The 12,018-nt window shown below is 41.5% G+C and carries 10 protein-coding genes and 1 tRNA gene; 10 read left to right on the top strand and 1 reads right to left on the bottom strand.

The window, feature by feature from the left end:
* Positions 1-209: 209 nt before the first annotated feature.
* From SD31_RS11205 to SD31_RS11160, 10 genes are all read left to right on the top strand, one after another.
* The gene (locus tag SD31_RS11205) at positions 210-845 is read left to right on the top strand and encodes a peptidylprolyl isomerase (protein ID WP_039054180.1); all 636 of its coding nucleotides are present in this window, start codon (positions 210-212) and stop codon (positions 843-845) included.
* 92 nt (positions 846-937) lie between these two features.
* Positions 938-1,011, top strand: a tRNA-His gene (locus SD31_RS11200).
* A 253-nt stretch (positions 1,012-1,264) separates the two neighbouring features.
* A complete protein-coding gene (locus SD31_RS11195; RefSeq protein WP_039054179.1) occupies positions 1,265-1,939 on the top strand; it encodes an RNA polymerase sigma factor in 675 nt (224 codons plus the stop codon).
* Entirely contained in the window at positions 1,902-2,840 is a 939-nt protein-coding gene (locus SD31_RS11190) for a FecR family protein (RefSeq protein ID WP_197053674.1), read from the top strand. Before SD31_RS11195 ends, SD31_RS11190 begins: the two co-directional genes overlap by 38 nt.
* The gene (locus tag SD31_RS11185; RefSeq protein ID WP_039054177.1) at positions 2,792-3,061 is read left to right on the top strand and encodes a FecR domain-containing protein; all 270 of its coding nucleotides are present in this window, start codon (positions 2,792-2,794) and stop codon (positions 3,059-3,061) included. Before SD31_RS11190 ends, SD31_RS11185 begins: the two co-directional genes overlap by 49 nt.
* A 207-nt stretch (positions 3,062-3,268) precedes the next feature.
* On the top strand, positions 3,269-6,523 hold the full coding sequence (locus SD31_RS11180) for a TonB-dependent receptor (protein ID WP_197053673.1): 3,255 nt from the start codon (positions 3,269-3,271) through the stop codon (positions 6,521-6,523).
* A 119-nt stretch (positions 6,524-6,642) separates the two neighbouring features.
* On the top strand, positions 6,643-8,121 hold the full coding sequence (locus tag SD31_RS11175; protein ID WP_039054182.1) for a RagB/SusD family nutrient uptake outer membrane protein: 1,479 nt from the start codon (positions 6,643-6,645) through the stop codon (positions 8,119-8,121).
* Positions 8,099-9,007 carry an endonuclease/exonuclease/phosphatase family protein gene (locus SD31_RS11170; protein ID WP_052258981.1) on the top strand — a complete coding sequence of 303 codons (909 nt, stop codon included), beginning with the start codon at positions 8,099-8,101 and terminating at the stop codon, positions 9,005-9,007. The genes SD31_RS11175 and SD31_RS11170 overlap by 23 nt, the downstream gene beginning before the upstream one ends.
* Before the next feature lie 16 nt (positions 9,008-9,023).
* Positions 9,024-9,812, top strand: coding sequence for a BACON domain-containing protein (locus SD31_RS11165; RefSeq protein ID WP_156138329.1), 789 nt, complete (start codon positions 9,024-9,026; stop codon positions 9,810-9,812).
* Complete coding sequence (locus SD31_RS11160; RefSeq protein ID WP_039054175.1) at positions 9,793-11,448, top strand: hypothetical protein; 1,656 nt, start codon at positions 9,793-9,795, stop codon at positions 11,446-11,448. The genes SD31_RS11165 and SD31_RS11160 overlap by 20 nt, the downstream gene beginning before the upstream one ends.
* Here SD31_RS11160 and SD31_RS11155 read toward each other — a convergent pair.
* Positions 11,432-11,839 carry a BACON domain-containing protein gene (locus SD31_RS11155; RefSeq protein WP_039054174.1) on the bottom strand — a complete coding sequence of 136 codons (408 nt, stop codon included), beginning with the start codon at positions 11,837-11,839 and terminating at the stop codon, positions 11,432-11,434. The genes SD31_RS11160 and SD31_RS11155 overlap by 17 nt on opposite strands.
* Between the last annotated feature and the right edge of the window lie 179 nt (positions 11,840-12,018).

The raw sequence follows: 12,018 nt of genomic DNA, 5'->3' as shown, positions 1-12,018 counted from the left end.
ACTCAAAACTTTTAAATCTTTTGATTTCAAGWTCTTAGTTAGTTCCTATTCACTTAGCACTATTATAACGTACGAAAATAAGGAATTAAAAATAGAATAGGTACCCTGCTTTTTGCACATTTTAGGAGATTTCCACAATCGTTTCTCTTACTGTGTGTTAACTTTTAGAAAAAGGTTTTTTTATACTTCATTTTTTTATATTCGTTATTATGAGAAGATTTGTTTTGTTACTTTTTATTGTCTTACAGCTTTCATTGTCCTATGGGCAATCCCGCAAGGTAGTTTTCACGACCGACTACGGTACTATAAAGGTTGTGCTTTACGATTTTACGCCGAAACACCGCGATTTGATGTTACGCTGCATTCAAGATTCTACATACCATGGAGCGTTGTTCAACAGGATTATAGAAAATTTTGTCGTTCAGGGAGGCGAACATGATATCGATATAGCAAGAAGGGAGGCAGCGGATCCGATGGCAAAAAAGCCACGACTCAGTCCCGAGTTTGATGAGCGGGCTTTCCATAAAGTTGGTGCGCTTGGAGCAGGACGGGATGATAATTCCGAGAAGGCTTCTTTTCTGAATCAGATATATTTTGTCGTAGGCAAGACTGTTACGGAAGAAGACTTACGTAAGTTGGAAGAAAAGAAAGGTGTTAAATATACATACGAACAGCGAAAGGTGTATCTAGAAAAAGGAGGGCAACCCCGTCTGGACGGTGATTATACCGTCTTCGGAGAGATCTACGAAGGGTTGGATGTAATCATGGCCATAAGCCGCCTTAAGACGGATCAACAGGATTTTCCGTTATCACCGGTGAGATTTACAGTTTCTTTGACAGAATAAGTGCTTCATAATAATTGTATTATAAATTAATCTATATATACCTCTTGCAAATATTAGGATATACCTTTATCTTTGCTTCACCTTAAAACACGGTAGGTATAGCTCAGTTGGTTAGAGCACTAGATTGTGGTTCTAGGGGTCGTCGGTTCGAGCCCGACTACTTACCCTCAAATACAGAAAGCGAAACAGTTTTTGTTTCGCTTTTTTTTTGTTTCATTTTATTTGTCTTCCGTTTCGGATATTTTTATATTCGTGTAACCAATTAGGATTTATATAAACTTAATACCTAATTAATCTTAACATTTTATTTTAGTGGAAAAATCACACAATGTCGGAATGGAGGTTTTATTCCAGACATGATGAGCTTGTTAGAGTTTAGCATTTTTGCTATGTAAGAATTGATTGTCCAATTATAAACCATGAGACCTAAGCTGCCTAATATCGAAATCGAAGCCTTTGTGAAAGGGGATAAAAACATCTTTCGTGAGGTGTACGATTTTTATTACCCTATCATGGTTAGATATGTGCAGTCCAAATGTGCTGTAACTGAAGATGTGGAGGAGCTTGTGCAGGAAATTTTTGTGCAGCTTTTTTTGGGGAGAGAAAAGATCAGAAGCACTAGAGATATTTATCCCCTATTGTTTACTATTGCCAAGCGGCTAACCATAAGTTACTTCAGAAAGCAGATTAGTGTGCAAAATATCCACCAGCAGGCGGAAAAATATTGGTCCTATACGGACAACAGTACGGAAGAATGGATAGATTTCGCTGAATTGAATTCTATTCTGCAGAAAATCATAGAAAATCTACCTCCTCAACAAAGACAGGTATATGTCATGTCTTCGAATGAAAATATGTCCATGGAAGATATTGCTCATACGCTGCGCCTATCTAAAAACACTGTAAAAAAATCACCTTCGTCTGGCTACTCACCATGTACGAGGCAGTCTTTCCAAAATCTATCACACATTTTTTTAAAAAAATTTATAGTCCATTGGTTCTTTTTGTCATCAGCTTTCGATTATATAGATGATGGAAAGACAGAGACTAACCAATTTGCTGAAAAAATACCATCGAGGGACATTAAACTCTGATGAAAAAGAAGAGCTATCTTCATTTCTGGCAAATGAAGAGGGGAAGAGATTGTTGTACAAAGTATGGAATGATGATATAGATCTTGTAGGAAGCAACGGGCTAGAAAACAGTAAGGAAAAGATTTTTGGGCATATTTTGCAGGACGAGAGGATTTCGCGCCCGTCGAAGCCAAGAAGAATTGTTTCTTTTTCGTATAGGAAGTTTGCTGCGGCAGCAGTATTGCTTTTGGTAGGTGGAATGGGGTATATCTTTTGGTCTAAAGGAGAACACGAAGAACGTCTGGCTGCTATAGAGCAGCAGAATATTGTTCCGGGGACCAAAAACGCACACATGCAGTTTGAGGATGGAACCATACTTTCTTTGGATAAAATCAAGGAAGATACTGTCTTGCTGGATAAAGGCTTGAAAGTCAGACTTTCGACGGATGGCAATATTTCTTATGAGGTCATCGATAAGAAGTTGACATCGACATATACGACTATATACACACCTGTGGGTGGGGAATATACATTGATGTTGTCCGATGGTTCGCAGGTTTGGCTCAACAGTGACTCACGCATCACCTATCCGATAATGTTTGCCGAAGACCACCGAGAGGTGCAAATGGAAGGAGAGGCCTATTTCAAAATTGTACGCCGAAATGGTAAGAAAGGTAAAATTCCTTTTGTGGTAAAAATCAAAAATCAACTCATAGAAGTATTGGGCACTGAATTTAATGTCAACGCCTATAGTGGAAAGGTGTACACTACCCTTGTTGAGGGGGCAGTAGCTCTGTCGAGTCTGAAAAGGGTAAAGAAAAACTATTGTTGTCACCTGACCAGCAGGCGGAATTCAACCCACAGACGGGTGAGATGTCCAAACGCAACATTGACACCTATTACTTTACGGCGTGGCGTATAGGAAAATTTGCATTCCAGCGTGCTTCCATCAAAAAGGTGATGGAAGACCTAGCGCGCTGGTACAATATAGATGTACTTTATCAGGGGGACTTTGCCGGAATCACCTATTCTGGGACGATTTCGCGCATGGAAGAGTTCTCCGAAGTGCTAAAACTTATAGAGATGACCAATAAAATCAAATTTAAAATAGATGGAAGGAGGGTAACAGTGATAAAAATTTAATAAAACAAGAACTAGTTCATAAAATAACCGATAACCAAGTAAAAGAATACAGGAGTGTTGGAGCCACCCCTGTATCGAAACCAAGTCTTAAAACCTAGATTATTGAATTCGTTGTTAAACAAACTCAACATTTACAAATGTATGAAAAAAATACGGTTAAGGTATAAATTCCCCAATAACCTCATTGAACCTAAATTATTGTTTGTCATGAAGTTAACTTGGATACTTTTATTAGTATCAGTCTTGCAGGTTAATGCCTCCATTTTTGCACAGAAAATCACTTTGCAGCGTTCGGATGCAACATTAGAAAGTGTGCTGAAAGAAATTCAGCATAAGAGCGGCTTATCCATTTTTTACGCTGATGAGCTGATACTTAACAGACCTAAAATTTCTGTCAACTATGAAAAGGAGGAGGTAGAAAAGATTTTGACGGAAATCCTTTCAAAATATGACCTAGATTTTAAGAAGCATAAGAACAGTGTAGTGGTAGTGAAGAAGACCAAACCTTCACCAATCGTGTCGTTGAAAGAAAGTAGGGAGGATGAACCTTTCATACAGGAAATCATCATCCGAGGTAAGGTAAAAGATAAGGATGGTAACCCTCTCTCCGGTGTTACTATCAGAGAGAATACTCTCAAATCGCTCGCCGTATCGGATAACGAAGGAAACTTTACTATTAAGGTTTCTCAAATCCCAACGACTGTAATTTTCAACATGTTGGGGTATGAGAGCCTGGAGAAGAGGATTACCACCACACGAGAGTTGGAAGTAGTACTGGCAGAAACCGTTGCCGAGGTAGATGAGGTCGTAGTCATAGGCTACGGTGAGGTCAAGAAGAAGGATTTGACAGGATCTGTGGTCAATGTCAAGATGGATGAAATTAAAGACGCACCGGTGGTGTCTGTAGACTTAGCTCTTCAAGGTAGGGTACCCGGAGCGGATATCATGGCTTCGACCGGTGAACCTGGAGCTCCGGCTTCTATCCGTATTCGTGGTACAAGATCCATTACGGCTACCAACGAGCCTTTGATAGTAGTGGATGGCGTCATCGACGGTATAAGTAATCTTTCAGATATCAATATTGCTGATATTGAGTCGGTAAGCGTACTTAAAGATGCTTCCGCTACAGCGATCTATGGCTCACGTGGAAGCAATGGGGTAATAATCATTACTACGAAACAAGGGAAACGCGGCAAGGACCAAATCAATCTGAAGAGTACGTTCGGAGTGTCTCAGCTGCCACGAAAGCTTGACCTCATGGACGCGTCTCAATATGCACAATACAGAAATGATTACGCTTTGTTTACCTCTGCCGACCCTTATGGCAGTATCAATCTCAATTCGCCTTTGTCGGATTATCCATATCCGGATCCTTTGTCATTGGGTAAGGGAACAGACTGGGTAGATGAGATAACAAGACTAGCACCTTATCATACACATAACCTTTCTGGTTCGGGAGGAAACGAAAGAGGAAACTACTTTGTGTCTCTATCCTATGACAATACGGAAGGAATTATCGAAAGAAGCGGACTCTCTCGAATCACAGGCAGGGTAAATATTGATTATAAGCTTTTCCCATGGATGAAGGTGGGATGGAAATATAATATTACCAAGCGTGATGAGGACCAAAATTTAGTGACGATAGGAGGGACAAACTGGTGGAATGGAGCCATTTATCTGAATCCTATGATCAAAGTGTATGATAATTTTAATGATCTGTGGTATTCGGGACAAACTTTTAACTCTCCCCGAGCTATCCTTGATATGGGCGTGATTCGCAACCTGAAAAGAGATGGCTCTACCAATACAGGGTATGTTGAAATTGAGCCTGTCCGTAATCTGAAAATCAACTCGCAGCTGACTTATTACAACTATAGCCAACATACATTCCGTTTTGAGCCTAGCACGCTGCCCGCCAAAGCTCCTAATGAGGGAGCGCTAGCTTACCGCGGAGAGTATTCGGAGTACAATCTGATGAGTCAGAATACATTGAACTATACAAAAAATTTCGATAAGCATCATATCGACTTCACCTTAGGATTCATAGGACAGAAGGTGTGGAGCGACAACCTTACCTTGCAAGGGGATGGCTATCAGTCGGATGCCATTTTGTGGAACAATATGAATGCTATTCCGGATAAGGAGAATTATACCGCCACCTCGAACAACAATAACAAAACATCGATGTCTTTTCTTGCCCGTGCCAATTACCATTTTAAAAATCGATACTATATCACTGTTACAGGGCGTAGAGATGGGGCATCAAACTTTGCTGCCAACAATAAGTGGGCGTTTTTCCCTTCTGGAGCACTGAAATGGACCGTCAGCGAGGAAAGTTTCATGAAAAACATTAAGTGGATAGATGAGTTGGCTCTGAGAACTAGTGCCGGAAGAACTGGTAACGATGGTATTTCATCGTATCGATCGTTGGCGGCATTGGCTTCCACCACGTCGGGCTACCTTTTTAACGGTTCACAGCCGGTGGCATTCTACCCTTCCCGTTTAGCTTCCGATAAACTTTCTTGGGAAAAGACCGATATGTACAACCTTGCAGCGGATATATCACTATTCAATAGGAGGGTAAACATAACGGTAGAAGGTTATCTTTCTTATACCAAGGATCTGTTATTGGATGTGCAGACGCCGACACAGACAGGCTTTTCGACCCGTTTTGCCAATGTGGGGAAAACATCAAATAGAGGAGTGGAGTTCAGCATTGAAACTCGAAATATCGAAAAACCGAATTTTGAATGGAGCTCTAGCTTTTCTATTTCGCACAACCGGCAAATGGTAGATGATATAGGGCATTACGACTTCGTGAATGTGTATGGCTCCTATGGCAACAATAGCTATATGATGTACGGCTATATCAAAGGATATCCTTTGAATGCTTTGTGGGGTTTCCAATATGCAGGAACCTGGAAAAATCAAGACGAGATCGAACGTAACAAGATTACCAAGTCTTACGTCTCCGCTTCGGCCAGTCAGTACCAACCAGGTTCTGCACGCTATATTGATGTCAATCACGATGGCGTATTTAACGAAAACGATCAGGTATATCTGGGAAATGCGGATCCTTTTATCTATGGAGGTTTGCAGAATAACTTCCGTTATAAGAACCTTACATTGAATGTGTTTGTCAACTATTCTTTAGGAGGAAAGATTTATAATATCGCTGAGCAGTGGCTAGGAAATGGTGGTTATATCACCAACCAGTACGCTTATCAGCTGAATGCTTGGCATCCAATAAGAAATCCAAACTCTGACCTGCCAAGAGCGGGAAGCACAGATAATATAGCGTCGGACAGAATGGTTCACGATGCAAGCTATCTGAGAATCAAAACAGTGGCTGTAGGATACAATTTCGACTTAAGTAAGGTGACGAAAAACAAGCTGAAGAGCTTGCAGCTTGGCTTAGCTGGAGAGAATCTGTATGTAATGGAAAAAATACAACGGATTTGATCCTGATGTTTCTTCACAAAGCAGCACTTCAACATTGAGACGTGTGGATATTGGGGCTTATCCTAAGCCTAGAACTGTTGTCGGATCTATTCAAATCAGATATTAATTCGTTAGAAATTATGAAAAGATTATTTAAGGGACTGCTGTTGAGCTTGCTTCTGGTAGGTTGTTCTATCGAGGAAGAGCCTACATCTTTTGTCAATCCTGAAAATTATTATCAGACGGAAGCACAGATTATTTCAGGGCTCAACGCTACGTATATACCGCTGAAAACTATTTATACTTATACTTATTTGATAGCTACGGAAGGGGTAACAGACCTCATGTATATCGCTTCAGGAACGTTGGATGCTCAATTGGATATTTCGCCTGCGCAACCTCGCTTTGGACAGACCATGTGGACCCAGGGATATCGAGGTGTGATGTATTGTAACTCCATTATTGAGGCAACAAGAAAAGCACCTATTCCTGAAGAAGTCAAAAAGCCATTGCTAGCTGAAGGTATAGTGATGCGTGCTTATTATTATTGGTTTCTTACTTCTACTTTCGGTGATGTGCCTTTCTACACCGAAGATGTGGCTAATGCCGAGGTGCTGGACAGAATATCCAAACTTGGAAGGATGTCGGCCGTGGAAACTCGTAATTATCTTATCGACGAGCTGTTAGAACATGTTCCTAACCTGCCACAGATACGTACCAGTGATGTAGACGGCAACCGGTGTGGGGCGGCTATGGGATGGATGATTTTGGGTAAACTAGCGCAATGGAATAAAAGATGGGATGTAGCCCGCGATGCAATGAAGGAGTTGGAAAAAATCTATGGTTCACTCGACCAATATCCATTGAGTGACCTGCCATTGAAAAACAAAAATATTAAGGAATCCATTTTCGAAGTGCAATTTACCTATTCTGAGACAGGATTGCAGGTGGTAACCAACTCAGCAGCCATCTGCATGCCTACACGCAACAGAGATAATGTCTATGATGGTGTGGTGATTCCGGAATTGGGAAATTCCGCTACGACATGGTCTGCCTTGCGTCCTAACTCCTATTTTGTACAGACGGTGATGCGTCGCAATAGTGGTGACCTGCGCCTTCCTCTGTTTCTCGCTTGGGAATACAATGGTGTGACGTTCAACAGTGTGGGTACAAGACCTTGGTTGGGGCCTAAATTCTGGTCGTACAATATGGTAAACTCTGCCGATGGTAACAACCAGCGCGTTTTCCGTTATGCTGACGCATTGCTCATGCAGGCTGAAAACTATATGGAACTGCGAAATGCTGACGAATCAATCCGCTATCTGAATATGGTACGCAAAAGGGCGGGGCTTCCTATGTATGAGTTCCGCAACTGGGATCTGTTGAGAGAAGAAATCCAAAAGGAAAGAGGAAGAGAGCTGCTGGGTGAATACCAACGTAAATATGACTTAGTACGTTGGGGAATTTGGTATCAGATAACCTATGATTATACAGATTATGCTTCTCTTAAAAACAATATGCTGCCATGTCATGAATATTATCCGATTCCGGATATGGAGGTAGTCAAATCAAATTATGCATTAGACAATAAAGCGTATGAATTCTATGGTAGAAAATAGATATAGGGTTATCCTGCAGCTTACTGCTTGCTTACTGATGGTTTTCTTCTTTTCTTGTTCAAAGGAAGAAAACCGACCTGTGGAAGACGATATTGAAAACCCGGTAGAAGAAGAGAAATTGCCGGATACATTAAAAATTATTAGCTACAATATCCTCGAAGGGATGAAAAACGATAGAGCTAATAATTACAACAAGTTTGTGGAGTGGGTGAAAAGCCATGGACCGGACGTGTTGGCACTTCAGGAAGCCAACGGCTTCAACCAAAGGCAGCTAGAGCAGTTGGCCTCGCGCTGGGGACATAAATATGTCATCACCAACTTGAAGTCTACGGATAATTTTCCGGTAGCTTTGACATCTAAATACCCTTTGGAGTCACGTCGTAGGATTACATTGTATACTTCCCATGGGGCTATTTTTGCGCGTCTCAAAAATACGGAGATCAATATTGTAACCACTCACCTGTGGCCACAGGCCTATTGGAAAGCTGTGGGTGACGGAAGAGGGGACGAATATAGACTTCAAGAGGTGAATATCAATTTGGATAGCACCATACGTAAGTTCCCCAATGAAAAATATTGGCTATACATGGGAGATTTCAATTCCGTAAACCGTAAAGATTATGAACCTAATACAACTAACCAGAGCTTTGTGGTGCTGGATGAGGTAGAAAATGCCGGATATACGGACGTCATCCACCATTTGCATGGCTATAAACTCAACGGTACGGCCAATTATGATTTCAGATATCCTACCCGTAGGATTGACTTCATCTTTGGTTCGGAGGCTATTTTACCTAAAGTGGTAAAGGCCATGCCTATCTATGACGAATTTACAGAAGTGTATTCTGATCATCCTCCAATGATGGTGCAGATTTTAAATAAATGAAATTAAAAGATTTAAGATGAAAAGACTGACCAATATGTTTTTCTGTCGCTCAGTGTATAGATGGATGTGGTTATGGTTTCTTCTTCTGGTCGTGGGGTGTGAGAAGAAATACGAATTAGACCTCTCTTTGGCCCTTTCTACTGAAGAGATTCATCTCGAAGCGACGGAAGGAAAAACCAAGATTATGATTTATGCCGACGGTCCATGGCAGGTAGCTGTAAAAGAAGAGACGGACTGGCTGACACTGAATACCAAATCCGGATCCGGCAATGGCGACATCTTATTTTCGTACAGTAGAAATTTCGGTATTGCACGAAAAGCCACCTTGCTCATCACCAAAGGCAGTGAACAAAAGGAGCTTGTCATCATTCAAAGCGGACAGAATGCTGCTTTCAGGTTTTCTAAGTCGAAATATACAGTGACAAGAAATCCATTTCATATTACATTACCTATCGTCAATGATTTGCAGTCCAATATCAACAGAATTTTGGTCGAATATCTATATGACGATGAGACTTCTGAGAAGTGGGTTACCAATGCCGCCCTTACGGAAAATGGATTTGAGTTTGACCTGTTGGAAAACAATTATAACCGTACAAGGACGGTGAGGATTTATCTTACTGTTTTTGATGCGTATGACAAAGAGTATACGGTATATGCTGATGTGGATCAGACCACTACAAACCCGACATTGACGCAGAAAACCACCGAAAGTTATCTCACCCGAAGGCCTAAGATGGATACGGTCATCGTACGAGGAAATGTTAGCGCACTATTCCCTGAATTTGAAAAAACTGTTTCCTAATGAAAATGGTAGTGGGTGGATAGAGAATGTGGAACTTACTAATGACAGTTTGCTGATTATTGCCGTACGTGCCAACGAGTCAGGTCAGCAGCGTGTAGCCAACGTGAATTTGAAACTGGTAAACAAAGGAGTGACCTATGTGGATTTGACTCACAAAGTCATACAGACAGCGCAAGACTACGATTTTATAGATTTTGATGCTCTCAAGGCTATGATTCCGGGACCAACAGGAGAAATACGCATTTCAGCACCGCTGAAAGTGATTCAAGGTATAGTGGTGGGGGATGCCGGTAATAACAATATGGACCTGAACCCGAATACCGCATTCAACGCCATAGATTTTACCGAGTCGTTGAAGACAAATTATATACAGACGGAGGATGGCACATCAGGCTTCCGCTTGAAGTTTGGTACACAGGCAGCCAACATTCTGTCCAGATTTACAAGAGCTTCTATTATGGTCGACGGCCTTACTCTAGTAAAAGAAGCTAACCCAACCCGATATACAATTAAGGGGCTTACCTCTGGTAATATTGTTCAGGTAGAGAATGTAGCACCGACGGGCTATACTATCCGTTCGAAATATATAGGGGAGCTGGTGGATGAAGATGTGCATACCTATCTGAAGTTGAAAGAGACAACGATAGCTATTCCTTATGGCGCCTTCACCAATATCAATATGGGATATGCGCGAACTACCTCTTGGAATACACAAGGGGCCGGTGCTAACGTAGCCTATCTGGATGCTATTCCTACCAGTATCTACGACCAGCAAGGCTCGAGTATCAAGATGATAGTGAATACAGCCAACAGCTGGAGTAGAGATCAGCTGCCAAAAGGAGTAGGAGACCTTGCAGGAATCATTGTACACAACAAAATCATACGCTATGGCGCCGGAGCCGGAGAGATTGGGCGCTACAGCATAAGGCCGGTAAATAAGGCTGATGTTCAATTATATAACAATAATACTTTTGAGAAACTGGTAGAATGGCGCTACTTCAATCCGGACAATTTGAGTGCAGGAGGGACGCTAAACGGAAATGGAACTAGCGGCTATCTTCCGGCTGTAGGTCAGGGAACTATACTTCCTTCTACTGGAGTTAATGCTTCCTTGGGAGCCAATCCTCTATATCATAGTGATCCTAACTCTAAGGCTGTGCCATCCTCGGCATTCCAATTTAACCAGAAGTGGTGGGATGGTTCAAAAAATGCTCCGGAGGCTATGATCATAAAATTCTCGACCAAAAATATAGCATCCGCAAAAACAATGATATTGAACTTTAACATTGGTGGTGGGTCGGGAACGGCAGCAACATTGCACGTACCAGTGTACTGGCATGTGAAATATTCTACCGATGGTGTTAACTATGCCGTTGTGCCTAACTCTGATTTTTCGGTGCGGCCATTGGCAGGATGGGGACTGAACCACAATTTTACCGCTTTGGGACTTAACCCATATTCGATAAAATTGCCTAACAGCCTTCTCGGTCAGGATAATGTTTATCTACGTATAGAACCTAAGAGCAACATTTGTGCAGTAGACAGTCCTAATGGAGGTGAAGGCGGTACGGTGAGTGCCTCCCATGGTGCGGTGAATGTGCGCTTCGGTGTAGTAGCTATTAATTATATTCAATAAGGTCTGAATACGAATGAAAAGTTAAAATTTTAAAACATATAGTTCCTTTGGTGCTGATGCTTATAGCATTCCAGGCCTGTAAGAAGGATGTGGTAGAACTTGTGCCTTTTTCTGAATTAGGGGCACAAACCAATGAGTTTATCGTTCCTAATACTGCGGGAGAAGTGAAGGTAAAAGTGATGGTGGTATCCCCTCTGAAAGACCTGCCATCGGTCTTCAGCCAAGTGTCTTCGGGACTTATATCTACTGTAAATTCCGAATTGGACAACACTTTTACCTTCACTTCTCCCGCAGTATTAGGAACGATAAACTCATTGGTTTGTGCCCCTAATTCAGAAAAAGGCACAAGTTCTACCACATCCTTCTTACAGGCCTGGAATGCTATAAGCATCAGCACCAAAGGAACTATATTGTTTAAATTTTAYYTTTCATTCGTATTCAGACTTATTTGAATATAATTTAATAGCTAACTACAACCAAAGACGATAAAACTTGTCCTAACAGCCTTACTCGGTCTAGATAATGTTTATCTACGTATAGAACCATAAGTAGCAACATTTGTGCAGTAGA

Origin of the sequence: Sphingobacterium sp. T2 (genome assembly GCF_000814685.1) — a bacterium.
Classification (GTDB): domain Bacteria; phylum Bacteroidota; class Bacteroidia; order Sphingobacteriales; family Sphingobacteriaceae; genus Sphingobacterium; species Sphingobacterium thermophilum.
This window is presented reverse-complemented; position numbering and strand designations above follow the sequence as displayed.

Excerpts from the sequence above, each read along its gene's own strand:
- SD31_RS11205 (WP_039054180.1), top strand. The coding sequence starts at position 210 with ATGAGAAGATTTGTTTTGTTACTTTTTATTGTCTTACAGCTTTCATTG.
- SD31_RS11195 (WP_039054179.1), top strand. The coding sequence starts at position 1,265 with ATGAGACCTAAGCTGCCTAATATCGAAATCGAAGCCTTTGTGAAAGGG.
- SD31_RS11185 (WP_039054177.1), top strand. The coding sequence starts at position 2,792 with ATGTCCAAACGCAACATTGACACCTATTACTTTACGGCGTGGCGTATA.
- SD31_RS11180 (WP_197053673.1), top strand. The coding sequence starts at position 3,269 with ATGAAGTTAACTTGGATACTTTTATTAGTATCAGTCTTGCAGGTTAAT.
- SD31_RS11175 (WP_039054182.1), top strand. The coding sequence starts at position 6,643 with ATGAAAAGATTATTTAAGGGACTGCTGTTGAGCTTGCTTCTGGTAGGT.
- SD31_RS11170 (WP_052258981.1), top strand. The coding sequence starts at position 8,099 with ATGAATTCTATGGTAGAAAATAGATATAGGGTTATCCTGCAGCTTACT.
- SD31_RS11165 (WP_156138329.1), top strand. The coding sequence starts at position 9,024 with ATGAAAAGACTGACCAATATGTTTTTCTGTCGCTCAGTGTATAGATGG.
- SD31_RS11155 (WP_039054174.1), bottom strand. The coding sequence starts at position 11,839 with ATGCTTATAGCATTCCAGGCCTGTAAGAAGGATGTGGTAGAACTTGTG.